The sequence below is a fragment of the Proteus sp. G2674 genome (assembly GCF_009915195.1).
GTDB classification, from domain to species: domain Bacteria; phylum Pseudomonadota; class Gammaproteobacteria; order Enterobacterales; family Enterobacteriaceae; genus Proteus; species Proteus mirabilis.
This window is the reverse complement of the sequence record NZ_JAABLS010000038.1, coordinates 1-25958: the sequence shown is the minus strand read 5'-3', so window position 1 is coordinate 25958 and position 25958 is coordinate 1. Positions and strand designations below refer to the sequence as shown.

Sequence of the window (25958 nt, the reverse complement as noted above, 5' to 3'; positions counted from 1 at the left end):
ACTTGTTTGTATAAAATTTGGTCAGATATCAAAGGAAGCCTTAAAAAAGCTTCCTTTTTGTTTTATGTAAAAATTAACCACTCAGTGGTAGTGAAAAATTAGTTTATTTTTCACTGTTTTTCTTTTTTTTTGCAATTTATTACTATTTTATCAGCAATAACAATATTTTTATCTTTGGGTGGTTTTACACTATGTAAGTGTTTATATAGTGAAGATTTGGTGATGTATTCTATTGGTTATTTATAACATCATATTTCTTTTATCATGTTTGAAAAAACAGCATTAAAATAACTTGTTAGCATCTATCTATATAGATAATCAATCTCTTTGACTGCGAGAAAAATGGATTTTTGCTACTTTATTATTTTAAATTTATCAGTAAATATATTTAGTTAAATGATTCTGGCGGGATTTTTATTCATTAAAATTAAATATGTAATGGGAATATTGGCTTTTTTTGATAATACAGATTTAGGATAGCTGTTGCGGGCAAAGGAGCAAAATGCTATTGATAATAAACTAAAAATGACGAAAAAATTATTTAATAGTTTTATTATGAAATTATCGTCATTACCTTCTCATATCTTACAAAATTCGCCTCGATTTGGTTAAAACGACCTATCTTGAAGTATGTTGCTACTTTCAGAAAACTACTAGACGATTTACAATGTCAACTCGAATAAGTTTATCGGGGGTTTTACTTCTGAGCGAAGAAATTCTATCTTATCCCTACTTATGTATTCGTTGGCTAAGTAGAGGTAAAACTAAACCTCCTCTAACTAGATTTCTAATTTCTGTTTTTCCAGCTTGATTTCGGGATAATTATGAGCAAAAGCACCGCTGAGATCCGTCAGGCGTTTCTCGACTTTTTTCATACTAAAGGACATCAAATAGTACCAAGCAGTTCTTTGGTTCCAAATAATGATCCAACATTGCTGTTTACAAACGCAGGGATGAACCAATTTAAAGATGTATTTCTTGGATTGGACAACCGACCTTATTCCCGAGCGACAACCGCGCAACGTTGTGTGCGCGCGGGTGGTAAACATAATGATTTAGAAAATGTGGGTTATACAGCACGTCACCATACATTTTTTGAAATGTTAGGTAACTTTAGTTTTGGTGACTATTTCAAACATGATGCCATTAACTTTGCCTGGGAATTATTAACTGGCAAAGAGTGGTTTAACTTACCTAAAGAGAGACTTTGGGTAACCGTTTATGCCACTGATGATGAAGCTTATGATATCTGGAATAAAGAAGTCGGTGTTCCAGCTGAGCGCATTATTCGTATTGGTGATAATAAAGGCGCACCATTTGCTTCAGATAACTTCTGGCAAATGGGAGATACGGGGCCTTGTGGTCCATGTACTGAGATATTTTACGATCATGGTGATCATATTTGGGGGGGACCGCCAGGGACACCTGAAGAAGACGGTGATCGCTATATTGAGATCTGGAATATCGTCTTTATGCAGTTCAACCGTAAATCAGATGGTACGATGGATCCATTGCCGAAGCCTTCTGTTGATACGGGAATGGGATTAGAGCGTATTACTGCTGTACTACAGCATGTTAACTCTAACTATGATATTGATTTATTCCGCGCACTCATTAAATCCGTTGCTGAAGTGACTAATGCGACAGACTTAGCAAATAAATCATTACGTGTGATTGCCGACCATATCCGTTCTTGTTCTTTCCTTGTTTGTGATGGTGTCATTCCTTCTAATGAAGGTCGAGGCTATGTGCTACGTCGTATTATCCGTCGTGCTGTACGCCATGGTTATATGTTAGGTGCGAAAGATACTTTCTTCTATAAACTCGTTGCACCGCTTATTGATGTAATGGCTGAAGCCGGTAAAGAGCTTAAGAATCAACAAGAAATCGTTGAAAAAGTACTTAAAACGGAAGAAGAGCAGTTTGCACGTACTTTAGAGCGCGGTTTACAGTTATTAGATGAAGAGCTAGAAAAATTAACCGGTGATACTTTAGCGGGTGAAACGGCTTTCCGTCTTTATGATACATACGGTTTCCCATTAGATTTAACTGCGGATGTTTGCCGTGAAAGAAATATCAAAGTTGATGAAGAAGGCTTTGAACTGGCAATGGAAGAGCAACGTAAACGTGCTCGTGAATCTAGCGGTTTTGGTACTGACTATAACGAACTGATTAAAGTCGATAGTCGCAGTGATTTTTCAGGTTATGACCATAATGAGCAACAAGGTACTATTAATGCGATTTTCCATAATGGTCAAACAGTCACTGAGCTTAAAGCAGGTGAAGAAGGGATTATCTTCTTAGATAAAACGGCTTTTTATGCTGAGTCTGGTGGCCAAGTAGGTGATAAAGGTCTTCTGATTGGCAAAGATAGCCAGTTTGAAGTTACCGACACGCAAAAATATGGCAAGGCTATTGGTCATATTGGTAAAGTCATTTCTGGATCTTTTATTGTTAATCATAAGATCAATGCAGTCATTGATGTGGCTCGTCGTGATGCTATTCGCTTAAATCACTCAGCAACGCATCTATTGCATGCGGCATTACGCCAAGTATTAGGCACTCATGTTACCCAGAAAGGCTCTTTAGTTAACGATAAATATCTGCGTTTTGACTTCTCTCACTTTGAAGCAGTAAAACCAGAACAGTTACGTGAAATTGAAGACATTGTTAACGCGCAAATCCGCCTTAACTCGCCGGTTGTCACCGAGTTAATGGATCTTGAAGATGCGAAGCAAAAAGGTGCGATGGCACTCTTTGGTGAGAAATATGAAGAACGTGTTCGTGTTTTAACCATGGGTGATTTCTCAACTGAACTTTGTGGTGGTACTCACGCAGCCAGAACGGGTGATATTGGTTTATTCCGCATTATGAGTGAATCAGGGACTGCGGCCGGTATTCGCCGAATTGAAGCGATTACGGGGGCTACAGCGATTGAAAGTGTTCATGAGCAATCGGATCTGATTTCTCTTGTGGCACATGCACTTAAAAGTGATGGTAGTAATTTAGTTGAGAAAATTAAAACGGTTCAAGAAAAATACCGTTCATTAGAAAAAGAACTTCAACAACTGAAAGATCAGCAAGCAGCTCAAGAAAGCTCCTCGTTAGGAAGCCAAGCTAAGAATGTGAAAGGTATCAAACTTTTAGTTCGTGAACTGAATAATGTTGAACCAAAAATGTTAAGAACAATGGTTGATGATTTAAAAAATCAATTAGGTTCAGCAATAATTGTACTTTCTACTATTTCTGATGGTAAAGTGAGCTTAATTGTCGGTGTGACTAAGGATTTGACTGCTAAAATAAAAGCAGGTGAGCTAATTAGTTTTGTCGCTCAGCAAATCGGTGGTAAAGGTGGTGGTCGCCCTGATATGGCACAAGCTGGTGGTACAGATGTTGAAGCGTTACCCGCTGCTTTAGCGAGTGTTGACGAGTGGGTAGAATCGCATCTTTAAGCGATAGCTACCTGAAAAAGCGTTATCCCTAGTTTTTAGGGGTAACGCTTTATGTAATATTGACAATCCGTTAAATAATCAATCACAAAATTTATATTTTGTTATGAAGTATGGGCTATATGTGATAAATAATGATTATACGAATTGACAATGTATGATGGATAATGGCCGGGAAATTCTAGAGACCCGACTCTTGTAAATTTTCAAGGAGCAAAGAATGCTTATTCTAACTCGTCGAGTTGGTGAAACGCTTATGATAGGCGATGATGTAACCGTAACCGTTTTAGGGGTTAAAGGTAATCAGGTACGTATTGGCGTAAATGCCCCCAAAGAAGTATCTGTCCATCGTGAAGAGATCTATCAACGAATTCAGGCCGAGAAAACTCAGCCCACAGATAACTACTAAGCAATCTCTTATTTTTAGCTAGTTACCCTTTCTTCGTAAGCGTCCACACTTTTGCCGGGTCTGGGCGCTTTTCTTTTCTATAGAACTTTCCATTTTCTTTCTCGTTCTTCACCTCGCTCTTTTGAACTGTATTTATTATTACACTATCCGCTTATTCTGATTGACAGAATTGAAAGTCTTTTTACTGCTTATCATTCGATTCATAATTATTAGCAGGGGGAATAAAATTATTCGTCGATGAGATAAAATGCTTGAATGATTTTTCATCAGCGATATCATGGTATTCAGTTCTTTTTTAGCCTTTCTTGCTGATAAACGCATCAGTTTGTTTGTGAAGTGTTCAAACGAACCTATATTCGTAAAAAGTTGAGAAAAATTGTTTGACTTCTCAGGCTGAGAAAGTAATATGTGCGCCACACAGAGACGAGATGTTCACAAAGAACTTCTTCGAGTGGTTCTAAATATGGTGAGATGGCCGAGAGGCTGAAGGCGCTCCCCTGCTAAGGGAGTATGCGGTCAAAAGCTGCATCGAGGGTTCGAATCCCTCTCTCACCGCCATTTAGATTTGCATCCTTAGCTCAGCTGGATAGAGTACTCGGCTACGAACCGAGCGGTCGGAGGTTCGAATCCTCCAGGATGCACCATATTCCAACCCCATGATTAAATGTATGGGGTTTTTATTTTGGTGCAAATAGTGAATAATTTGCATTAAAAGAGTAAAATAAAACAACGTGCATCCTTAGCTCAGCTGGATAGAGTACTCGGCTACGAACCGAGCGGTCGGAGGTTCGAATCCTCCAGGATGCACCACTTATTTCTCGACATTGCACAATGTAATGTGAGAGGCAAAAAAGATAACGACGCATCCTTAGCTCAGCTGGATAGAGTACTCGGCTACGAACCGAGCGGTCGGAGGTTCGAATCCTCCAGGATGCACCATCTTTTTATAAAGTTAGCTTATCTTAGTTAAATTAGTACGACTGCATCCTTAGCTCAGCTGGATAGAGTACTCGGCTACGAACCGAGCGGTCGGAGGTTCGAATCCTCCAGGATGCACCATCTTTAAAGCCTCGCTTATCGCGGGGCTTTTTGCTTTTTCTTTTTCCTGCATTGTTTATATATTATCGATTTGTTTCGCATCAACTAATAACGCCGATATCATCTAATCAGCGACAATTTGGTGACTTTGCGATAAAGTAACTGTTATCTACTTATTAACATTAACCAACGCGGGAGGTCACCTTTGATCCCGGACGTATCTAAAGCGCTTTCTTGGTTGGAAGCCCATCCTAAAGTTTTATGTGGTATCCACCGTGGTATAGAGCGAGAAACCTTAAGAGTTACTCCTGATGGTCATTTAGCGGCTACAGGACACCCTGTCGAGCTAGGTAAGTCACTCACTCACAAATGGATCACGACAGATTTTGCTGAGTCTCTGTTAGAGTTTATTACTCCTGTTGACGATAATATTGATCACACCTTACATTTTTTAAGTGATTTGCATCGCTATACGGCACGTCATTTAACCAATGAGCGTATGTGGCCGATGAGTATGCCTTGCTTTATTGAAGCCGAAGATAAAATAACATTAGCGCAATTTGGTACCTCTAATGTTGGGCGTTTTAAGACGTTATATCGTGAAGGGCTGAAAAATCGTTATGGTGCGTTAATGCAAACTATTTCTGGTGTGCATTACAATTTTTCGTTACCTATCGAATTTTGGCAAGCGTGGGCAAATATCACCGATGAAGAAACAGGTAAAGAGGCGATTTCAGACGGTTATTTACGTTTGATCCGTAATTACTACCGTTTTGGTTGGATAATTCCTTTTTTCTTTGGTGCTTCGCCAGCTATTTGTGGTTCATTCTTAAAAGGTCGAAAAACCAATTTACCCTTTGAAAATACCCCTAAAGGCGCAAAATACTTACCTTATGCAACTTCGTTGCGCTTAAGTGATTTAGGCTATACCAATAAGTCACAGAGTGATTTAGATATTACTTTTAATCATCTAGAGACTTATGTGAAAGGTTTGAAAAAGGCCATTCATAAACCGTCAGAAGAATTTGCTAAATTAGGTGTAAAGAAAGACGGTAAGTATATTCAATTAAATACTAACGTATTACAAATTGAAAATGAATTATATGCGCCTATTCGTCCTAAACGCGTAGTCAAAGGGGATGAATCACCTTCTGATGCATTATTACGTGGTGGTATCGAATATATCGAGGTTCGCTCATTAGATATCAATCCATTTACGCCTATCGGCGTTGATGAAACACAAATCCGTTTCTTAGATTTATTCTTGATTTGGTGTGTATTAGCGGATGCACCAGAAATGAATGCAGAAGAATTGGCCTGCTGTCGTGCAAATTGGAATAACGTTATTCTAGAAGGGCGTAAGCCAGGTCAAGTTATTGGCATGGGTTGTGGTGAAAGAAAAGAGCCATTAGCACAAGTGGGGAAAGCGCTTTTTGCTGACTTACAGCGCGTAGCTAAGGTATTAGATAGCTGTTCTGGAACTAAATATCTAGAAGTTTGCCTTAAGTTAGAGGAAATGTTTGATAATCCGCAATTAACCTTCTCTGGCAGATTATTAGAAAAAATTAAAGCACAAGGTATTGGTGGTTATGGTCTATCTTTAGCTGAAGAATATCATCAACAATTAGTCAATACCGCTTATGAAGTGTTAACAGATGATGCTTTTGAACATGAGAGAATTTCATCTATTAAACGTCAGGCAGACTTAGAAAAGAGTGATACCATTTCTTTCGATGAATATTTGAAGCTCCATGCCGGGCCAAATAATGATGGTGTGGCTTCTTAAAACTCAGATAGAAAAAAGCCACACTAAAATTTGTGTGGCTGAATAAATTCTATAGAGAAATAGGGATGATAACATTTTGCGCGTATTCATTACTAAGACCGAGGCGCTCGCAGAAAGTTTCATGTTCTCTTAAAAATATTTAAAAATTTTCTTAGGAGGTTTTTTATGCCGTTATTGGATAGCTTTACTGTTGACCATACACGTATGTCTGCACCTGCGGTACGCGTTGCTAAAACGATGAAAACACCCTCTGGTGATACTATTACCGTTTTTGACTTACGCTTTACTGTCCCAAATAAAAAAGCCATGCCTGAGAAAGGAATTCATACGTTAGAGCACTTATTTGCAGGTTTCATGCGTAATCACTTAAATGGTGAAGGTGTTGAGATCATCGATATTTCGCCAATGGGATGTCGTACAGGCTTTTATATGAGCTTAATTGGTCAGCCTGATGAGCAACGTGTTGCTAATGCATGGAAGGCAGCTATGGAAGATGTATTGAAGGTTAAAGATCAAAACCATATTCCTGAGCTTAATGTCTACCAATGCGGAACTTATGAAATGCACTCGTTAGCTGAAGCTCAAGATATTGCACGAGACATTTTATCTCACACTATTGGCATTAATCATAATGATGAATTAGCACTACCAGAAGACAAACTCAAAGAGTTACAAATCTAGTTACAGTTGCGATATAGATAAAGAGACAATAACTCAAGCTATTTGATCTTGATTTGTTGTCTCTTTTAATTTGATGGGGGGTATCATAACGGCCAACGCCAATTACATTGAACCGCTATTAATAATCGCTAGTGACGAGAGGGCGTAAGATGGCGGATCAAGGCTTTCTTAATCACATTGTCTTGCACTTCCAACACTTCAAATTCATAACCATCAATCGTTATTTTGGCACCTACTACGGGTAAATCACCCAACTCTTCAATAATAACCCCATTAATTGTTCGAGCTTCATTTTCTGGTAAATGGCAAGCAAAGGCTTTATTGATATCTCGGATATTAGTTGTGCCATCCACTAATAGTGAACCATCTTTTTGTGGGATCACTTCTTCTGCTAAAGAAGGAGACATTGAGGTAGTAAAATCACCGACAATCTCTTCTAGGATATCTTCAACGGTGACTAATCCTTGAATTTCACCATATTCATCGACGACAATACCGGCTTTTTCATTATTACGTTGAAAATTAACTAGTTGTAAGCTAAGTGGCGTACTTTCTGGGATAAAATAGATTTTATCAGCAGCTTTAATCAAAATTTGTTTAGTAAATTCTTTCTTCTCTGTCATAAGACGGTAAGCTTCGCGTACTCGTAGCATACCAATGACGTCATCGAGGGTATCACGATAAAGGACAATACGCCCATGGGGGGAGTGAGTTAACTGTCTGACAATGGATTTCCACTCATCATTGACATCAATACCAAAAATTTCATTTCTCGGCACCATAATATCGCCAATAGTCACTTTTTCTAAATCCAAAATAGAAATCAGCATATTTTGGTTACGCTGTGACAGTTTCGATTTTGATTCATTCACAATGGTGCGTAGTTCTTCTTTTGACACCGCATTACCTTGTATTACAGGGGATTTAATACCGAAAATGCGCATAAACACTAAGGTAATTTGGTTAAAAAACCACACAACGGGTAACATAATTTTCTGTAAAGGTGACAGAAAAATACTACTTGGGTAAGCAACTCGTTCGGGATAAAGCGCTGCGATAGATTTTGGTAGTACTTCTGCAAAAATAAGAATGATAAAGGTTAATACACCTGTTGCAATAGCAACGCCTGCATCGCCATATAAACGCATTCCCACAATGGTGGCGAGAGCGGAAGCGACAATATTAATCAGGTTATTACCAATTAATACTAAGCTAATCAATCTATCGGGACGCTGTAATAGTTTTTCTACTCTTTTGGCTGAGCGATTACCTTGCTTGGCCGCGTGGCGTAGCCGATAACGATTGATAGTCATCATGCTAGTTTCAGTGCCTGAAAAATAGGCTGAGGCAAAGATCATACCGATAAGTATGATAATGAGCGTTGTTGTCGACACATGCTCCAAAATTGAGTTCCTTTTGCTACCTTAAAATGAAAAGATTAATTAAGCATTAACTCTTGCAATAAACGATTACCAAAAAAAGCTAATGTCAAAATAATGGCACCGATCAGGTTAAAAATAACCACTTTTTTCCCACGCCAACCCTCACGGAAGTGTCCCCATAATAAAATGATGTAGACAAACCACGCAATAATAGAAAATATTGATTTATGGATATTTTCTTTACCAAAAATATTATCCATATATAACAGGCCGGTACACAAGGTTAATGTCAGTAATACCACCCCCACTTGGGTGATATGAAACATTTTACGTTCAATTGACATTAATGGTGGCATTTGTGGTGAAAATTTTAGTTTCTTATTTTTTAGTTGATAGTCGAGCCAGCTGAGTTGTAAGGCATATAAAGCAGCAATTAACAAAGTGGCGTAACTTAATAAAGCAAGCCCAATATGAATAAAGAGCGATGTGCTACTTTCAAGGTGGGTGACAAACTCACCTGGCATCAAGGCGGCAATAATGAGATTGACTATGGAAAAGCAATAAACAATAGGCAGCAAAAACCAAGCTCTACCACGGGAAGCAACAATGGTCATGATAACGCAGACCATTAAACTGACCACCGCCCCTAAATTGGTGAGTGACAGATTTTGCCCGCTATGTGGACGGAAAATCAAAAATTTTAATGAGATAGCATGGGTCACAAGGGCGACCACCGCAAAAAGCAGCGCTAATCCACGGTATCCATTTTGCTCTTTTCTCAGCAAACTGGGGAGAATAAACACCAGACTGAGTAAATAAGCGCAGACAGCAACGATAGAGATTGATATAACGGGCATAGTTTCGCTTACATAATAGGGTACATAATTGTTTAGTATAGCGCTAGGTGAATTCCGCTCCAACTATTGAAGTCATTAAGCGTAAATCTCTATGCAGAGATCTGCGCGTCATCGTGATATAATCGATGAAATAGACGACAGACAAGCCCAACTTTAACACTGAGCTAAGATAATGTTTGAGAATTTAAGTGACAGATTATCGCGCACATTGCGCAATATCAGCGGCAGAGGCCGACTGACCGAAGAAAACATTAAAGACACACTGCGCGAAGTGCGTATGGCTTTATTAGAAGCTGATGTGGCTTTGCCCGTGGTTCGTGAGTTTATTGCACGTGTCAAAGAGAGTGCAGTAGGTCATGAAGTTAACAAAAGTCTGACCCCAGGTCAGGAGTTTGTCAAAATTGTACAAAATGAGCTGGTAAATGCGATGGGAGAGGTTAATAACGATCTTGACCTTTCAGCTCAGCCTCCTGCCGTGGTATTAATGGCAGGTTTACAGGGTGCGGGTAAAACGACAAGTGTTGCTAAACTTGGTAAATTTTTAAAAGAGAAAAAGAAGAAGAAAGTATTAGTAGTTTCTGCTGACGTCTATCGTCCCGCAGCGATTAAACAACTGGAAACCTTAGCCGAAACGGTTGGTATTGACTTTTTCCCTTCAACGGTACAAGAAAATCCCGTCACCATTGCTAGCAATGCGTTAAAACATGCTCAGCTCCAATTTTATGATGTATTGCTGGTGGATACTGCGGGTCGTTTACATGTTGATGAAGGCATGATGGAGGAGATCCAACTACTTCATAAAGCAATCAATCCAGTAGAAACCCTATTCGTTGTTGATGCAATGACAGGGCAAGATGCTGCCAACACCGCAAAAGCCTTTAATGAAGCACTCCCTTTAACAGGGGTGGTATTAACTAAAGTTGATGGTGATGCTCGTGGCGGTGCCGCATTATCTATTCGTCATATCACAGGGAAACCAATTAAATTCCTCGGTGTTGGTGAAAAAACAGAAGCATTAGAACCTTTCCATCCCGATCGTATTGCCTCACGTATTTTAGGCATGGGCGATGTTCTTTCATTAATTGAAGATATCGAAAGTAAAGTTGACCGAGCGCAAGCTGAAAAGCTGGCAACTAAACTAAAAAAAGGGGACGGTTTTGATTTAAATGATTTCTTAGATCAGTTAAAGCAAATGAAAAACATGGGGGGCATGGCGAGTATGCTAAGTAAAATGCCCGGCATGTCTCAGGTGCCTGATGCGGTGAAATCACAAATGGACGACTCAATTTTAGTCAAAATGGAAGCTATTATTAGCTCAATGACGAAAAAAGAGCGTCAAAAACCTGAAATCATCAAAGGTTCTCGTAAACGTCGTATTGCGATGGGATCGGGAACACAAGTGCAAGACGTCAACCGCTTATTAAAGCAGTTTGATGATATGCAACGTATGATGAAAAAGATGAAGAAGGGTGGCTTGGCTAAGATGATGCGTGGCATGAAAGGTATGATGCCACCAGGCTTTCCAGGTCGCTAAAAGCAAAAAGTCCGAAAAAAACGTCGCTTTGGATTGCTTTTTTCACCAAAGTGAGTAAACTTTTCGGGCTTTTTATATGACAACCGGACGCCATTCCTCGATGGGGTCTGGTTGTTTTGTTAACTAATGAGGATGTTATGGTAACAATTCGTTTAGCTCGTGGCGGCGCAAAAAAGCGTCCGTTTTACCAAGTAGTCGTGACCGATAGCCGCAATGCGCGTGATGGTCGTTTTATTGAACGTGTAGGTTTTTATAACCCACTGGCAACCGGTAATGCAGAAGAATTACGTTTAGACGTAGACCGTGTTGAACATTGGGTTGCTCAAGGCGCAACTGTTTCAGAACGTGTTGCTGGCCTGATCAAATCAGCGAAGAAAAGCGCTTAATCTGTCGCGGTGGTAACAATGAGCGAACAAAAAACCTTTAAAGAGCCTGTAGAACCTATTGTTATGGGTAAGTTGGGCTCACCTTACGGGATCCGTGGTTGGCTCAGAGTTTTTTCTTCCACCGAACATGCCGAAAACATTTTTGAATATCAACCGTGGTTTATTCAACGACATGGTCAATGGGAATCCATTGAGATAGAAACTTGGAAACACCACAATCAAGATATTATCGTCAAGCTAAAAGGTATTGACGACAGAGATGCTGCAAATATTTTGACTAATTTTGAAATTGTCGTAAGTGCTACACAACTTCCTGATCTAGACGGTGAGTATTACTGGAAAGATCTTATGGGTTGTCAGGTAGAAACTGACAAGGGCTACGATTTAGGTGTCGTTAACGACATGATGGAAACGGGCTCAAATGACGTCATGGTAATCAAAGCAAATCTGAAAGATGCATTCGGTGTCAGGGAGCGGTTAGTTCCGTTTCTTGATGGGCAGGTTATCAAGAAAGTCGATCTCTCAGCGAAAAAAATTATCGTTGATTGGGATCCTGGTTTTTAGATTCTCCGGTTAACGGTTCTCAACAGTGGGACAGTGCAAATGTGGATTGGGGTAATTAGCCTATTTCCTGAAATGTTCCGCGCTATAACCGAGTACGGGGTGACTGGTCGGGCAGTGAAGCATGGTCTGCTGAATGTGGAATGTTGGGATCCCCGAGATTTCACTTATGACAGACATCATACAGTAGATGATCGCCCTTATGGCGGTGGTCCCGGTATGTTGATGATGGTACAACCGTTAAGGGAAGCTATTCATCAAGCAAAAGCTGCGGCAGGTGATGGTGCAAAGGTGATTTATTTATCACCTCAAGGGCGCAAACTCGATCAACAAGGTGTTTGCGAATTGGCCACAAATGAGAAATTAATTCTGGTTTGCGGTCGATACGAAGGAATAGATGAGCGTGTCATTCAGACCGAAATCGATGAAGAGTGGTCTGTTGGTGATTACGTATTAAGTGGTGGGGAACTCCCTGCCATGATAATGATAGATGCAGTAGCACGTTTTGTTCCCGGTGTTCTTGGACATGCGGCTTCGGCGAAAGAAGACTCTTTTGCAGAAGGATTACTGGATCATCCTCACTATACTCGTCCAGAGGTGTTAGATGGTATGGCGGTTCCGGCAGTGTTACTGTCTGGTAATCACGCTCATATTAATCGCTGGCGTATGAAACAATCGCTGGGCCGGACCTGGCTAAGAAGACCTGAGCTTCTGGAAAGCCTAGCTCTGACTGACGAGCAAAGAGTGCTGTTAGCAGAATTCCAGCAGGAACATTTGCAAAGAACAGCAGAGTAAGTCTGACACAAAGTGTCATTAATATCAGTTTACCTAGGGTAAGAGAGTTATTATGAGCAATATTATTAAACAAATCGAACAAGAACAAATGAAGCAAGATGTACCTTCATTTCGTCCAGGCGATAATGTAGAAGTTAAGGTATGGGTCGTTGAAGGTTCTAAAAAACGTCTGCAGGCATTCGAGGGCGTGGTTATCGCTATTCGTAACCGCGGTCTGCACTCTGCATTTACTGTTCGTAAAATTTCTAATGGCGAAGGTGTTGAGCGTGTATTCCAAACTCACTCCCCAGTCGTAGATAGCATCACAGTTAAACGTCGTGGTGCGGTTCGTAAAGCTAAACTGTACTACCTGCGTGAGCGTTCAGGTAAGGCTGCACGTATTAAAGAGCGTCTTAACGCTAAATAATACGCTTTCGCACATCCGAAAGTTATGGTTAAAAGGCCAGCATCAGCTGGCCTTTTTTTGACTATAACCTGCTCTATTTCCTCTAATATTTTCTATCTTCTTATAAGCACTCGATAATAGCTCACTTCCTTACCTATTTTCCTCACCACTAAATAACATCTCTTATAAAGTCGTTTCATCTGCTAGGTGAAAGCCAATTTCTTGCGGTTGTAAAATTAAAATTACAGTTTGCTATTTTTGTTTTATCTTAATCACATTTTTTTGTGTTGTTTTGATATTGATAATATATTGATTTATAAAAATAAATTAAATAGCACCCCTCTTATGTAAACATATCATTACGATTACGCCTTTTTTATTGAAAATATGGATTGATTTATTTACATTGCATGTTATCTTATCGTTTAGACACACAAAAATCACAATGACAGACATAAAAAAGGTAAAGATTATGATCATGCAAAAAGACGCACTCAATAATGTCAACATCAGCGAAGAGCTGGTGTTAATTACACCGGAAGAGTTAAAACAAAAATACCCGTTGAGTCGTAATGATCTGCATGCCATTACTCAATCACGTCAAACTATTTCTGAAATTGTTCAACGTCGTGATCCGCGTTTATTAGTGGTATGTGGCCCTTGTTCTATTCATGATGTCGATGTTGCGTTAGATTACGCAAAACGTCTAAAAGTCTTAGCGTCTGAGTTAAGTGATAGTCTGTATATTGTGATGCGTGTCTATTTTGAAAAACCTCGTACAACAGTGGGTTGGAAAGGTTTAATTAGTGATCCGTTTATGGATGGTAGTTTTGAGATGGAAAAAGGCTTACATATTGCCCGTAAACTATTAACAGAGTTGGTTCAGCTAGGTTTACCTTTAGCTACGGAAGCCTTAGATCCTAACAATCCTCAATACTTAGGTGATTTATTTAGTTGGTCAGCTATTGGGGCAAGAACGACCGAATCTCAAACCCATCGTGAAATGGCATCAGGTTTATCAATGCCTGTCGGCTTTAAAAATGGCACAGATGGTAATTTAGATACGGCTATTAATGCGATGAAAGCTGCTTCTATGCCACATCGTTTTATGGGCATTAATCAATCAGGACAAGTCTGTTTATTACAAACACAAGGCAATCCTGATGGACATGTTATTTTGCGTGGGGGTAAGAAACCTAATTACCATGAAGAAGATGTCGCGTTATGTGAAGCCCATATGATAAAAGCGGGATTAACACCATCATTGATGATCGATTGCAGTCATGGTAATTCAAATAAAGATTTCCGTCGTCAATCTGTCGTGGTTGATTCAGTGATTGAGCAAATTAAAAAAGGTAATCAATCAATAACAGGAATTATGTTAGAAAGCCATATTAATGAAGGCAATCAGTCATCAGAGCAGCCCCGTAGTGAGATGAAGTACGGTGTTTCTGTTACTGATGCATGTATTAGCTGGGAAACCACTGAATCGGTGTTAAGAAATCTGCATCAGCAAATTTCGCCAGTTTTAGCACAGCGTGCAGCGCAACTAAGAAAAGTTAGCTAACCCAATAACACTTTAATAAGAAGAGGCAAGCATAGATGGCTGAAGAATTACAAAATTTGCGAGAGCAAATTGATCAGGTGGATAAAACATTGCTTTCTTTACTCGCCAAAAGAATGCAATTGGTAGCAGAAGTGGGAGAAGTTAAAAATCGCTACGGGTTACCTATCTATGCACCAGATAGAGAAGCCGCAATGCTTGCTTCTCGACGTAATGAAGCAGAAAAAATGGGTATTTCTGCTGATTTAATTGAAGATGTTTTACGTCGAGTAATGAGAGAGTCATATAGCAAAGAAAATGATAAAGGCTTTAAAACACTTAATCCCCAATTAGGCAAAATTGTCATTGTGGGGGGGAACGGAAAAATGGGGAGACTTTTTTCTCGTCTCTTTACACTTTCTGGCTATCAAGTGGAAAGTCTTGAAGCGGATGAGTGGCAAAGTAAATCTCCGGCTATTTTTGCGGATGCCGGTATGGTGATAATCAGTGTCCCAATCCATTTAACGGTTGATGTTATTGAACAATTACCGCCCTTGCCAGAAAATTGTTTATTGGTAGATTTAGCCTCAATCAAGCAAGCGCCTTTAGAGGCGATGTTAAAAGCACATAATGGTCCTGTTTTAGGACTACATCCAATGTTTGGTCCAGATGTGCCAAGTTTAGCAAAACAAGTAATCGCTTATTGTGAAGGGCGAGATTTATCACATTTTGAGTGGTTGCTTGAGCAACTTATGGTGTGGGGAGCAAGAGTCGAGGCTATTACTGCACAAGAGCACGATAAAAATATGAGTTTTATCCAAGCATTGCGACATTTTACTACTTTTGCATATGGGCAACATTTGGTGAAAGAGAATGTCGATTTAGCCAGTTTATTAAGATTATCTTCTCCCATCTATCGTTTAGAGCTAGCGATGATTGGTAGGCTCTTTGCTCAAGATCCACAATTATATGCCGATATTATTTTATCTTCACAAGAAAACATTAACTTGATCCGTAGATATCATCATTCATTAGGTGAAGCTATAGCCTTATTAGATATAAACACAAAAGATGAATTTATTGGCTCATTTAATAATGTAAGTGATTGGTTCGGTGATTATGCTTCACAATTTATGAAAGAGAGTGGTGCGTTATTACAAAAAGCCAATGATAGCCGGATTTAGTATAAATATACATAAACGCTATACCTAATACTTATAGTAAGAAAAACGAATGACAGGTTATGTTATTCGTTTTTTATTTTATATGTTATATCTTGCGATAAATATTACCACTCATCATCACAAGGGGGCCAAACACAGCGAGTAGATTGTTGGGTATTGCTATTATGTTGACAATACTGATTAACAGTGCTGGTATCTTTGATTTTATTATCCCAAGTATAAGCACTAGCATAAAAAGCGAATAAACTTGATAGTATAAAAATAATTAATTTCTTCATTTTCTTCTCCTAACGTTGATAGTTATAACTTAATAATCTTTCGGATCGGGGCATGGGCTTACGGTACAGCGAGTTGAACTTATATGGTGATCTAATGAATAGGAGTAATAGCCTTTTCCTTTATGAGCACTATCAACGAAATTCAAATAGCTCAAACCTAGCAGTAGCATGATAATTGTATGCATATCTATTCCTTACTTATTCAATATTCACAATGAATAAAACCAATATACATTTAGAAAAAATGAATGAAATTTCTATTTTTAGTAATCACATAATAATGACAACATTATATTATTTTAAATTTATTTGTTATGTAATTGTTGTCTATGGGTTTAATTAGCTAATGATAAATGTTCAAGATTGTCTTTTCTTTTTAAACTATTTGTCGGTGAGATCTTAAATTTGCATAAAATAATGAGCGGATATTAAAACTATAACAACGATCAAAAAAATACCTATAACAGATGCCGTAAATTATATTGGTCGACGTTGTTTTTTTGCAAAAAGTGCTAACGATTTAATTGTATTATTTTTTATTTCTATTCCGATGCGTTTTTTAAGGGGTTAATGATGGATTTTATAATACAACTCGCCATTATATTAGTTTGTTTATTTTATGGAGCAAGGAAAGGGGGAATTGCATTAGGTCTATTAGGCGGAGTTGGGCTGGTTATTTTAGTCTTTATTTTTAATTTACCTCCGGGTAAACCGCCTGTCGATGTGATGTTAGTGATTATTGCTGTCGTCTCTGCATCTGCAACGTTACAAGCATCGGGTGGTTTAGATGTGATGTTGCAAATAGCTGAAAAATTATTAAGAAAAAATCCGAAGTATATTTCTATCGTTGCACCTCTCGTTACCTGTACCCTGACTATATTATGTGGTACTGGACATGTGGTTTATACCATTTTACCTATTATCTATGATGTATCGATTAAAAATAATATTCGTCCAGAAAGACCGATGGCAGCCAGTACTATTGGTTCACAGATGGGAATTATCGCAAGTCCTGTATCTGTTGCGGTCGTCACCTTAGTGGCAATGTTAGGTAATGTCACTTTTAATGGTAAGCATCTTGAGTTTTTAGATTTATTAGCGATTACCATTCCATCAACCTTTATTGGTATTTTAGCCATTGGGATTTTTAGCTGGTTTAGAGGTAAAGAGTTAGATAAAGATCAGCGCTTCCAAGATTTTATTTCCGTACCAGAGAATCATGATTACGTTTATGGTGATACTGCAACATTGTTAGATAAAAAATTACCAATGAAAAATTGGGTCGCAATGTGGATATTCTTAGGTGCGATTGCGGTTGTTGCTGTATTAGGTGCATTTTCTGAATTACGTCCCGTATTTAATAATAAACCATTATCTATGGTATTAGTTATTCAAATGTTTATGTTATTAGCGGGGGCTTCTATTATTATTATTTGTAAAACTAATCCCTCACTGATTTCTAAAAATGAAGTTTTTCGCTCCGGTATGATAGCCATTGTGGCGGTCTATGGTATTGCTTGGATGGCAGAAACCATGTTCTCTGCACATATGAAAGAAATAGAAGCTGCATTAGGACAATTAGTTCGTGAGTATCCTTGGGCTTATGCCGTTGTCTTATTACTTGTTTCTAAGTTTGTTAATTCACAAGCCGCCGCATTAGCCGCAATAGTCCCCTTGGCTTTAGGTATTGGTATTGATCCTGCCTATATTGTTGCTTCAGCACCGGCGTGTTATGGCTATTATATTCTTCCTACTTACCCCAGTGATTTAGCCGCTATCCAATTTGACCGTTCAGGAACAACACGTATAGGTCGTTTTGTTATTAATCATAGCTTTATTTTACCGGGATTAATTGGTGTCACTGTTTCTTGTATTTTTGGCTGGGTATTTGCTGCTATGTATGGTTTTTTATAATTAGCTAAATTATCCTGGGAATGGAGTCATAACAGTAGAAAAGCCAGATAACAATAAGCTATCTGGCTTTTGGTTATAAAGTAGGGTAATAAGCTATTGTATTTCAACGGGTACAATATTTTCTGAAGGATAGCATCCTAATACTTTGAGTGAACGAGATGTTTTTGATAAGTCATGTAATGCTTTTTGCATATTGATATCCCGTAAATTAGCTTGTACATCAATATAAAACATCTCTTCCCAAGGTGTACCATTTATTGGGCGAGACTCTAATTTAGTCATAATAATGCTGTATTGTTTTAAGGTAATTAAAGCATCAACTAATGCCCCTGCTTGTTGCCCCGTTGCCATTAAAAAGGTGGTTTTTGCAGGTACTTGTTCTGATACATCAATAGGTTTACGGGCAATCACAATAAAACGAGTAACATTAATTTGTTGATTAGCTAAATTACTAGCAAGTGGTGTTAAATTATAAAGCGATCCGCCAGCTTCACTGCCAATAGCGGCTACATGGGGAGATTGTGCTAATGCAACTTTTTCCATTGCCGCGGCTGTGCTTTCACAATATTCAATTTTCCAGTGAGGGTATTGATTTAAATAGTGACTGCACTGTTGGAATGGTTGCGGATGGCTATAAATAGTGTGTAATTCTTCTAGGCTACTCTTAACTGCTGTTAATAAAGCATGGTTTATCGGAATACGAATTTCGCCAACAATCGACAGCGAGGTCGTTTGTAGTAAATCATAAACATCATTAATTGCACCAGAACTGGTGTTTTCAATAGGTAGTAAACCGTAATCTGCTTGTCCTGTTTCTACCAGTGTAAAAATATCTTCAAATTTATGGCAAGTGCAATCAACAAAAGTATCAAAATGGCGGGCTGCATATTGGCGAGCGGCAATATGAGAATAAGAACCTTTAGGGCCTAAATAAGCAATTCTTGCAGATTCATTTGCAGTCGCATTAAGGTGTTGCTGTAAAATGGCTTGCTGCGTGAGCACCGAATCTTCGATGATCATTTGGAAAATACGGCTGATATAAAAGCCATCTAATCCAACGTTTTTCCCTTTTTCGATTAATAGTTCAAGCAGTTCACGCTCACGGTTTTTATCTCGAATAGGGCGGTGGGTATTTAATTTAAATTGGGCAACTTCAGTCGATAATTGGCGTCTTTGAGCTAATAGTGAAAGTAGTTCAGAATCTAGCGCAGTGATTTTATCTCTGATTGCTAATAAATCGAGTTTTTCCATGTTAGTGCCCTATACTTTTGTATCGTACCATTTTAAATAAAAAAGCCTCCATTTTTGGAGGCTATTGTCGTTCTTACTTTTCTTTCTGAAATAAACAAAGCCTCTTTAAGAATAGAGTAAAAAGAAAAAGAAGAATGGCAAAAAAGAGTGAGTCATCATTATATGGATTGATTAACTATTTAACATATAGCTATCAAACATGATGATGGGTGAGGAGTCAAGAAAAATACAATAAAAAGCGCATCACGAGGATGCGCAGAGGCGTTTTGAGTCAGTGAATTATTCTAATTTTTAATCAAGCTTCACTACTTATATTTCATTTACGAGTAAATTTTCTTCTTTTAAGCTATTGGCCGCACGTCGAGACTCATTTTTATGCTGAACTTTATTTAATTGACGTTCCAATTTTGCCAAGAGATCATTAATTGCCGCATACATATCAACATGTTGTGCGTTTGCTACAAGTTGTCCATTCGGAGTATGAATACTTGCATCAACACTAAAACCTTTTGGATCCTTAGTGAGAATAATATGAGGATTGATTAAATTTACCTGCCATTTGTTAAGTTTAGTTAAACGGCTTTCAATGTGTTCACGTAGTGCTGGGGTAATGTCCATTTGTTTGCTAGTGATATTTATAATCATATAGTTACCTCTTTATTACTCCATCTTGGATAGGTTCAGAATATCGTGATACACAATTTAAAACATGATCAAGATCACTTTTTGTTAGAAGTTTATATAACAAGTAATAGAAACGTGACAAATGATAAATAGCTGAAAAAGAGTGCTTGTAGAGTTGTGTTTATTCGTTCATATTAAGAGGGTTGGTCTGATGAAAAGTAAGTTTTTAGCCTTTGAATTAGCATAAAAAAACAGCAGCGCTAGGCTACTGTTTTTGATAGTAAAAACGTTTAAGCAGGGTTGGCTGCAATCAGTGAGGCAACTTTATCTGCTTCTTGAGTTAAGCCTAGTTTTTTGTAGGCATTTTCCATATACACAAGCGCTTCACGTGTAGCTTCGGTATCTGGATAATCACGCATCATTTGTTCAACTCGATTAATAACCGCGACATAAGCCCCTCGTTTGGTATAGAATTTCGCAACAGAGAGTTCATATTTCGCTAAACGGTTTTTAAGAAAAACAAGACGCTTTGTGGCATCTGCTGTGTAGAGGCTATCAGGATAGTAGCGAACTAACTGGCTAAAGTCTTTGAAAGCCACTCTTGCATGCTGAGGATCACGGTCTGAGCGATCAATACCAAAGAATCCTTGTAATGCACTATCATCTAATGCCTGAGCGGTTAACCCACGCATATATAGAACATAGTCAATATTTGGATGGGTTGGGTTTAATCGCATAAAGCGGTCAATAGCGGAAATCGCCATTGGTAACTCAGCTGATTTATAATAAGCATAAATCAGATCAAGCTGAACTTGTTGTGAGTAAGGACCAAAAGGATAGCGATTATCGAGAGACTCCAGTTGTTTGATAGCCGCTCCATAATTGCCATCTAGCAATTTTTCTTGGCTTGTTGCATAAAGCTCAGAAGGAGACATATCAGCAGTTGCGTCTTTGTCTGAACTAGAACAGCCAGAAAGTAACAGGCTTACAGTGGCCGCTGCCACTAGGTATTTCATGCGTCTCATCACGTATTGATTATCCTCTGAATAGGTTTGGGAGTCTCTCCGTGAAGCTCCCTGAAATCGGTTATACTATAACTCATTTTAAATGAAACGGCTGTGCCGTCAAAATACTAACTTAATATAGAAACTATTTATGTCTCAACAAATACGACTTAATGCTACAGTCGCAGATTCACAGCTGGGTCAACGCTTAGATCAGGCTTTGGCCGAATTGTTCCCTGATTATTCAAGATCACGCATAAAAGAGTGGATCTTAGACAATAGAGTGCAGGTTAACGATAAAATCATCAATAAGCCAAAAGAAAAAATGCTTGGCGGTGAAAAAATTGAAGTCGATGCCTTAATCGAAGAGGATGTTCGTTGGGAGCCTCAGAATATTCCGTTAAATATCGTCTATGAAGATGATGATATTTTGGTGATTAATAAACCAAGAGATCTTGTTGTTCATCCCGGTGCAGGTAATCCTGATGGCACCGTATTAAATGCACTTCTTTATCGTTATCCAGAGATTGTTAATGTTCCCCGTGCTGGTATTGTTCATCGTTTAGATAAAGATACAACAGGTTTGATGGTTGTTGCAAAAACAGTTCCCGCTCAAACGCACTTGGTAGAAGCATTACAGCGTCGCGAAATCACCCGTGAATATGAAGCGGTTGCAACAGGAAGGATGACAGCAGGAGGGCTGGTTAATGAGCCAATTTCTCGACATCCCACCAAACGTACCCATATGGCAGTGCACCCAATGGGAAAACCTGCGGTGACACATTATCGTGTTATGGAACATTTCCGTGCCCATACCCGCTTACGTTTGCGTCTAGAAACCGGTCGAACTCACCAAATTCGTGTCCATATGGCTCATATCCATCATCCATTAATTGGTGATCAACTGTATGGTGGTAGACCGCGTCCTTTGAAAGGGGCTAGTGAAGAATTTCGTGAGACGTTACGTCGCTTTGACCGACAAGCACTACATGCCACAATGTTACGCCTTTATCATCCTATTACCGGAATTGAAATGGAATGGCATGCACCGTTGCCTGATGATATGGTAGAACTTATTCGCGTACTAAAAGTGGACGCAGAACAGTTTAAAGATGAAATGGACTGGTAAATGACCTCATTGATTTATCCTGATTGGCCACAGCCTGACAATATTGGCGCATGTAGCACATTAAGAACTGGCGGTGTTAGTTTGCCACCTTATGACAGCCTTAATTTAGGGGCACATGTGGGCGATGATGCGCTATTGGTAGAACAAAATAGACGTATCATTTGTCAACAAGCTCAATTACCTGAAATGCCATTATGGTTAACACAGGTTCATGGTATTGAGGTGGTTAATTTGGATAATCAAGACAATCATACCGTTGAAGGCGATGCCCTTTACACCTCTAGTGCTAATAAGGTGTGCGCTATCATGACCGCAGATTGTTTACCTGTGCTATTTAGTACCATTGATGGAACGGAAGTTGGCGCTGCCCATGGTGGATGGCGCGGGCTTTGCCAAGGTGTATTACAACAGACACTCGCTCAATTTAAAGCCTCTAATGAGAAGATTATGGCGTGGTTAGGGCCAGCAATAGGCCCTAATGCTTTTGAAGTAGGGGCAGAAGTCCGTCTCGCTTTTGTAGAAAAAAATATTGCCTTTGATAGCGCATTTATTCCCCACAATGGCAAATACTTAGCTAATATTTATATGTTAGCGAGAATAATTCTGCAGGAAAGTGGGGTAAATCAGATTTATGGTGGGGACTTTTGTACTGTTAGCGATAAATCACGCTTTTTCTCCTATCGACGTGAACATACTACCGGACGTATGGCCTCATTAATCTGGATCAAATAGACGCTCTCCAACGTTTATTCTTCCTTATCCCAAATATAGGCAAATATTTTTGCTCAAAATTGTCATTTTGAGCTTGAATATTGTCTAAATGACCTCATCTATTCTCCAGTGATAAATTTTAAATCGAATTTTACTTGGAGGTGTTATGCGTCTGGATAAATTAACCAATAAATTCCAGCAAGCTCTCGCAGACGCCCAGTCATTGGCACTTGGGAACGATAATCAATTTATAGAACCCATACATTTACTGAGTGCGTTATTTAATCAACAAGGTGGCTCTATTCGCCCACTATTAACATCCACAGGTGTTAATGCCTCACAATTTAATGAAAGAATTAATGATGCATTATCTCGATTACCAAAAGTGGAAGGTGCTGGTGGAGAAGTTCACCCTTCAAACGATTTAATTAAACATCTTAATTTATGCGATAAGTTAGCTCAGAAAAAAGGTGATGAATTTATTTCATCAGAACTTTTTCTTTTAGCTGCCATGGAAAGTGGTGGTCAGGTTGCTGACATGCTAAAAGCCGCCGGAGCTAACAAAGCCAGTTTAGAATTAGCCATTGAAAAAATACGTGGTGGAGAAACAGTGAACGATCAAAATGCAGAAGACCAACGTCAAGCATTGAAAAAATATACTGTTGATTTAACAGAACGAGCAGAACAAGGCAAGCTTGACCCCGTTATTGGACGTGATGAAGAAATAAGAAGAACAATCCAGGTATTACAACGTCGTACTAAAAATAACCCAGTATTAATTGGTGAGCCAGGTGTAGGTAAAACCGCGATTGTTGAAGGTTTAGCTCAACGGATCGTTAATGGAGAAGTTCCTGAGGGTTTAAAAAATAAACGTGTGCTTTCACTTGATATGGGATCTTTATTAGCAGGGGCTAAATATCGTGGTGAATTTGAAGAGCGTTTAAAAGCGGTATTAAATGATTTATCTAAACAGGAAGGTAGTGTCATTCTGTTTATTGATGAATTACATACTATGGTTGGTGCCGGTAAAGCTGATGGTGCGATGGATGCAGGAAACATGTTGAAACCTGCTTTGGCACGTGGTGAATTACACTGTGTCGGCGCCACTACATTAGATGAGTATCGCCAATACATTGAAAAAGATGCGGCTTTAGAGCGTCGTTTCCAAAAAGTTTATGTGGCGGAGCCTACGGTAGAAGATACCATCGCCATTTTGCGTGGTTTAAAAGAGCGTTATGAATTGCATCACCATGTACAAATTACGGATCCGGCGATTGTAGCAGCAGCTACTTTGTCTCATCGTTATATTTCTGATCGTATGTTGCCAGATAAAGCAATTGACTTAATCGATGAGGCTGGTGCAAGTTTACGTATGCAGATGGATTCAAAACCAGAAGCATTAGATAGACTGGATAGAAGAATTATTCAGCTAAAACTTGAACAGCAAGCACTGCAAAAAGAATCTGATGATGCAAGTAAAAAACGTTTAGCTATGTTAAATGAAGAACTTGCAGAAAAAGAGAAAGAGTATTCTAGCTTAGAAGAAGAGTGGAAAGCAGAAAAAGCAGAGCTTACTGGTACTCAGCATATAAAAGCAGAATTAGAGCAAGCGCGTATTGCACTAGAGCAGGCTCGCCGTAGTGGTGATTTGGCAAAAATGTCAGAGATCCAATATGGTCAAATTCCTACTTTAGAAAAACAACTTGCTGAAGCCAATAAAACTGAAGATAAGCATATGAAACTGTTACGTAACAAAGTAACAGATGCTGAAATTGCAGAAATCTTAGCGCGTTGGACAGGTATCCCTGTGTCTAGAATGTTAGAAGGGGAGCGTGAAAAACTGTTAAGAATGGAACAGGAATTACATAGACGCGTTATCGGCCAAGATGAGGCGGTAAATGCGGTCTCTAACGCAATTCGTCGTAGCCGTGCTGGATTATCAGATCCAAATCGCCCAATTGGTTCGTTCTTATTCTTAGGGCCAACCGGGGTTGGTAAAACTGAATTGTGTAAAGCGCTCGCTGATTTCTTATTTGATAGTGATGATGCGATGGTGCGTATCGATATGTCTGAGTTTATGGAGAAACACTCTGTTTCACGTTTAGTGGGGGCGCCTCCAGGATATGTGGGCTATGAAGAGGGTGGTTACCTAACAGAAGCTGTTCGTCGCCGTCCTTATTCTGTCATCTTATTAGATGAGGTAGAAAAAGCGCATCCTGATGTGTTTAATATTTTATTACAGGTATTAGACGATGGTCGTTTAACAGATGGACAAGGTAGAACCGTTGATTTCCGTAATACCGTAGTCATTATGACATCAAATTTAGGCTCGGATTTAATTCAAGAGCGCTTCGGTACTCTTGATTATCCGGCAATGAAAACTATTGTTATGGATGTTGTAGGTCACCACTTTAGACCTGAATTTATTAACCGTATTGATGAGGTAGTGGTATTCCATCCATTAGGTAAAGAGAATATTGCCGCTATTGCTCAAATTCAATTACGTCGTTTGTATCAGCGTTTAGAAGAGCGTGGCTATCACGTGACTATTACGGGAGCAGCATTAGAAAAACTGGGTGAAGTTGGATTCGACCCAATCTATGGTGCTCGTCCATTGAAACGTGCTATCCAGCAAGAGGTTGAAAACCCATTAGCGCAAGATATCTTGTCGGGTAAATTAGTTCCGGGTAAAGAAATTATCTTGGACTTAGATGACAATCAGATCATTGCAAAACAGTCATAAAGTATCTTTATATATAGTAATAATATATAGAAGATGTCATTAAATTGAAAAAGAGGCCTGAATAGGCCTCTTTTTTATGCCTGCAGTTTTGTGTTTTTAAAGGTAAATGAACAGAACAAAGAGAAGAGTACCTATTTGATCTGTTTTTTGAGCAATAAATGTTTATAAATAGCGCTAAAATCGATGCTCTGATTATTAAATATGCTGTTGAACATTTTTTTTCAAAAAACTATTGCCAGCCTCAGAAAACTCCCTATAATGCGTCCTCGTTGTCACGGCACAGGGCGCTAAGCGAACCGGCTGAGAGAACAAAA

At 38.9% G+C, this 25958-nt stretch carries 22 protein-coding genes, 5 tRNA genes and 1 other annotated feature; of the genes, 20 read left to right on the top strand and 7 right to left on the bottom strand.

Annotation, left to right across the window (positions count from 1 at the left end; genetic code table 11):
* Window positions 1-824 precede the first annotated feature (824 nt).
* The 9 genes from alaS (at window position 825) to luxS (ending at window position 7363) form a co-directional block, all read left to right on the top strand.
* Window positions 825-3452 carry an alanine--tRNA ligase gene (gene alaS, locus GWI58_RS14460; protein WP_004244779.1) on the top strand — a complete coding sequence of 876 codons (2628 nt, stop codon included), beginning with the start codon at window positions 825-827 and terminating at the stop codon, window positions 3450-3452.
* A 217-nt stretch (window positions 3453-3669) separates the two neighbouring features.
* Window positions 3670-3858, top strand: a complete 189-nt coding sequence (csrA, locus tag GWI58_RS14455) for a carbon storage regulator CsrA (protein WP_004244778.1) — start codon at window positions 3670-3672, stop codon at window positions 3856-3858.
* A 465-nt stretch (window positions 3859-4323) separates the two neighbouring features.
* Window positions 4324-4416: transfer RNA gene (locus GWI58_RS14450), tRNA-Ser, on the top strand.
* 9 nt (window positions 4417-4425) lie between these two features.
* Window positions 4426-4502: transfer RNA gene (locus GWI58_RS14445), tRNA-Arg, on the top strand.
* Window positions 4503-4591: 89 nt separating this feature from the next.
* Window positions 4592-4668, top strand: a tRNA-Arg gene (locus tag GWI58_RS14440).
* Between the two features lie 52 nt (window positions 4669-4720).
* Window positions 4721-4797, top strand: a tRNA-Arg gene (locus GWI58_RS14435).
* 43 nt (window positions 4798-4840) lie between these two features.
* Window positions 4841-4917 (top strand) — tRNA-Arg (locus GWI58_RS14430).
* A 184-nt stretch (window positions 4918-5101) separates the two neighbouring features.
* Entirely contained in the window at window positions 5102-6682 is a 1581-nt protein-coding gene (gene gshA, locus GWI58_RS14425) for a glutamate--cysteine ligase (protein WP_004244777.1), read from the top strand.
* 165 nt (window positions 6683-6847) lie between these two features.
* Window positions 6848-7363 (top strand): S-ribosylhomocysteine lyase, encoded by a 516-nt coding sequence (luxS, locus tag GWI58_RS14420; protein WP_004244776.1) that lies wholly within the window; start codon window positions 6848-6850, stop codon window positions 7361-7363.
* Between the two features lie 128 nt (window positions 7364-7491).
* Here luxS and GWI58_RS14415 read toward each other — a convergent pair whose 3' ends face one another.
* On the bottom strand, window positions 7492-8766 hold the full coding sequence (locus GWI58_RS14415; RefSeq protein ID WP_094960249.1) for an HlyC/CorC family transporter: 1275 nt from the start codon (window positions 8764-8766) through the stop codon (window positions 7492-7494).
* Window positions 8767-8801: 35 nt separating this feature from the next.
* Window positions 8802-9602, bottom strand: coding sequence for a cytochrome C assembly family protein (locus GWI58_RS14410; protein ID WP_004244774.1), 801 nt, complete (start codon window positions 9600-9602; stop codon window positions 8802-8804).
* 172 nt (window positions 9603-9774) lie between these two features.
* Between GWI58_RS14410 and ffh the strand changes: the two genes are divergently transcribed.
* The 7 genes from ffh (at window position 9775) to tyrA (ending at window position 15990) form a co-directional block, all read left to right on the top strand.
* The gene (gene ffh / locus GWI58_RS14405; RefSeq protein ID WP_017827485.1) at window positions 9775-11136 is read left to right on the top strand and encodes a signal recognition particle protein; all 1362 of its coding nucleotides are present in this window, start codon (window positions 9775-9777) and stop codon (window positions 11134-11136) included.
* Window positions 11137-11273: 137 nt separating this feature from the next.
* Window positions 11274-11522: a 30S ribosomal protein S16 gene (rpsP, locus tag GWI58_RS14400; RefSeq protein ID WP_004244772.1), complete on the top strand. Its 249-nt coding sequence runs from the start codon at window positions 11274-11276 to the stop codon at window positions 11520-11522.
* An 18-nt stretch (window positions 11523-11540) separates the two neighbouring features.
* Window positions 11541-12086, top strand: a complete 546-nt coding sequence (gene rimM / locus GWI58_RS14395; protein ID WP_004244771.1) for a ribosome maturation factor RimM — start codon at window positions 11541-11543, stop codon at window positions 12084-12086.
* A 39-nt stretch (window positions 12087-12125) separates the two neighbouring features.
* Window positions 12126-12878 (top strand): tRNA (guanosine(37)-N1)-methyltransferase TrmD, encoded by a 753-nt coding sequence (gene trmD, locus GWI58_RS14390; RefSeq protein WP_004244770.1) that lies wholly within the window; start codon window positions 12126-12128, stop codon window positions 12876-12878.
* 52 nt (window positions 12879-12930) lie between these two features.
* Window positions 12931-13284 carry a 50S ribosomal protein L19 gene (gene rplS, locus GWI58_RS14385; protein WP_004244769.1) on the top strand — a complete coding sequence of 118 codons (354 nt, stop codon included), beginning with the start codon at window positions 12931-12933 and terminating at the stop codon, window positions 13282-13284.
* A 451-nt stretch (window positions 13285-13735) separates the two neighbouring features.
* The gene (locus tag GWI58_RS14380) at window positions 13736-14830 is read left to right on the top strand and encodes a 3-deoxy-7-phosphoheptulonate synthase (RefSeq protein WP_004247405.1); all 1095 of its coding nucleotides are present in this window, start codon (window positions 13736-13738) and stop codon (window positions 14828-14830) included.
* Window positions 14831-14865: 35 nt separating this feature from the next.
* Window positions 14866-15990: a bifunctional chorismate mutase/prephenate dehydrogenase gene (gene tyrA, locus GWI58_RS14375; RefSeq protein ID WP_161769300.1), complete on the top strand. Its 1125-nt coding sequence runs from the start codon at window positions 14866-14868 to the stop codon at window positions 15988-15990.
* 104 nt (window positions 15991-16094) lie between these two features.
* Here the strand turns inward: tyrA and GWI58_RS17770 are convergent, their stop codons facing one another.
* A complete protein-coding gene (locus GWI58_RS17770) occupies window positions 16095-16268 on the bottom strand; it encodes a hypothetical protein (protein ID WP_004244766.1) in 174 nt (57 codons plus the stop codon).
* Between the two features lie 29 nt (window positions 16269-16297).
* Window positions 16298-16453, bottom strand: coding sequence for a hypothetical protein (locus GWI58_RS17765; protein ID WP_004247407.1), 156 nt, complete (start codon window positions 16451-16453; stop codon window positions 16298-16300).
* A 388-nt stretch (window positions 16454-16841) separates the two neighbouring features.
* Between GWI58_RS17765 and GWI58_RS14370 the strand changes: the two genes are divergently transcribed.
* A complete protein-coding gene (locus tag GWI58_RS14370; RefSeq protein ID WP_036973372.1) occupies window positions 16842-18182 on the top strand; it encodes an anaerobic C4-dicarboxylate transporter in 1341 nt (446 codons plus the stop codon).
* A 93-nt stretch (window positions 18183-18275) separates the two neighbouring features.
* Here GWI58_RS14370 and pheA read toward each other — a convergent pair whose 3' ends face one another.
* The 3 genes from pheA to bamD all read right to left on the bottom strand — a co-directional run bounded on the left by pheA (window position 18276) and on the right by bamD (window position 21082).
* Entirely contained in the window at window positions 18276-19433 is a 1158-nt protein-coding gene (pheA, locus tag GWI58_RS14365; protein ID WP_004244764.1) for a bifunctional chorismate mutase/prephenate dehydratase, read from the bottom strand.
* 35 nt (window positions 19434-19468) lie between these two features.
* Window positions 19469-19587: a sequence feature (Phe leader region), on the bottom strand.
* Between the two features lie 155 nt (window positions 19588-19742).
* On the bottom strand, window positions 19743-20078 hold the full coding sequence (gene raiA / locus GWI58_RS14360; RefSeq protein WP_004244763.1) for a ribosome-associated translation inhibitor RaiA: 336 nt from the start codon (window positions 20076-20078) through the stop codon (window positions 19743-19745).
* Between the two features lie 269 nt (window positions 20079-20347).
* The gene (gene bamD, locus GWI58_RS14355; RefSeq protein WP_012367573.1) at window positions 20348-21082 is read right to left on the bottom strand and encodes an outer membrane protein assembly factor BamD; all 735 of its coding nucleotides are present in this window, start codon (window positions 21080-21082) and stop codon (window positions 20348-20350) included.
* A gap of 130 nt (window positions 21083-21212) precedes the next feature.
* Here bamD and rluD point away from each other — a divergent pair, with 130 nt between their 5' ends.
* The 3 genes from rluD (at window position 21213) to clpB (ending at window position 25644) form a co-directional block, all read left to right on the top strand.
* Entirely contained in the window at window positions 21213-22190 is a 978-nt protein-coding gene (rluD, locus tag GWI58_RS14350) for a 23S rRNA pseudouridine(1911/1915/1917) synthase RluD (RefSeq protein ID WP_004244761.1), read from the top strand.
* Window positions 22191-22922: a purine nucleoside phosphorylase YfiH gene (gene yfiH / locus GWI58_RS14345; RefSeq protein WP_046335091.1), complete on the top strand. Its 732-nt coding sequence runs from the start codon at window positions 22191-22193 to the stop codon at window positions 22920-22922.
* A gap of 145 nt (window positions 22923-23067) precedes the next feature.
* Window positions 23068-25644, top strand: coding sequence for an ATP-dependent chaperone ClpB (clpB, locus tag GWI58_RS14340; protein ID WP_004244758.1), 2577 nt, complete (start codon window positions 23068-23070; stop codon window positions 25642-25644).
* Window positions 25645-25958: the final 314 nt, after the last annotated feature.

Coding starts and splice junctions, on each gene's coding strand:
- GWI58_RS14370 (WP_036973372.1), top strand. CDS start 16,842: ATGGATTTTATAATACAACTCGCCATTATATTAGTTTGTTTATTTTAT.
- rluD (WP_004244761.1), top strand. CDS start 21,213: ATGTCTCAACAAATACGACTTAATGCTACAGTCGCAGATTCACAGCTG.
- GWI58_RS17765 (WP_004247407.1), bottom strand. CDS start 16,453: ATGCATACAATTATCATGCTACTGCTAGGTTTGAGCTATTTGAATTTC.
- alaS (WP_004244779.1), top strand. CDS start 825: ATGAGCAAAAGCACCGCTGAGATCCGTCAGGCGTTTCTCGACTTTTTT.
- rpsP (WP_004244772.1), top strand. CDS start 11,274: ATGGTAACAATTCGTTTAGCTCGTGGCGGCGCAAAAAAGCGTCCGTTT.
- csrA (WP_004244778.1), top strand. CDS start 3,670: ATGCTTATTCTAACTCGTCGAGTTGGTGAAACGCTTATGATAGGCGAT.
- raiA (WP_004244763.1), bottom strand. CDS start 20,078: ATGATTATAAATATCACTAGCAAACAAATGGACATTACCCCAGCACTA.
- trmD (WP_004244770.1), top strand. CDS start 12,126: ATGTGGATTGGGGTAATTAGCCTATTTCCTGAAATGTTCCGCGCTATA.
- luxS (WP_004244776.1), top strand. CDS start 6,848: ATGCCGTTATTGGATAGCTTTACTGTTGACCATACACGTATGTCTGCA.
- pheA (WP_004244764.1), bottom strand. CDS start 19,433: ATGGAAAAACTCGATTTATTAGCAATCAGAGATAAAATCACTGCGCTA.
- rimM (WP_004244771.1), top strand. CDS start 11,541: ATGAGCGAACAAAAAACCTTTAAAGAGCCTGTAGAACCTATTGTTATG.
- clpB (WP_004244758.1), top strand. CDS start 23,068: ATGCGTCTGGATAAATTAACCAATAAATTCCAGCAAGCTCTCGCAGAC.
- yfiH (WP_046335091.1), top strand. CDS start 22,191: ATGACCTCATTGATTTATCCTGATTGGCCACAGCCTGACAATATTGGC.
- GWI58_RS14410 (WP_004244774.1), bottom strand. CDS start 9,602: ATGCCCGTTATATCAATCTCTATCGTTGCTGTCTGCGCTTATTTACTC.
- bamD (WP_012367573.1), bottom strand. CDS start 21,082: ATGAGACGCATGAAATACCTAGTGGCAGCGGCCACTGTAAGCCTGTTA.
- tyrA (WP_161769300.1), top strand. CDS start 14,866: ATGGCTGAAGAATTACAAAATTTGCGAGAGCAAATTGATCAGGTGGAT.
- rplS (WP_004244769.1), top strand. CDS start 12,931: ATGAGCAATATTATTAAACAAATCGAACAAGAACAAATGAAGCAAGAT.
- GWI58_RS17770 (WP_004244766.1), bottom strand. CDS start 16,268: ATGAAGAAATTAATTATTTTTATACTATCAAGTTTATTCGCTTTTTAT.
- ffh (WP_017827485.1), top strand. CDS start 9,775: ATGTTTGAGAATTTAAGTGACAGATTATCGCGCACATTGCGCAATATC.
- GWI58_RS14380 (WP_004247405.1), top strand. CDS start 13,736: ATGATCATGCAAAAAGACGCACTCAATAATGTCAACATCAGCGAAGAG.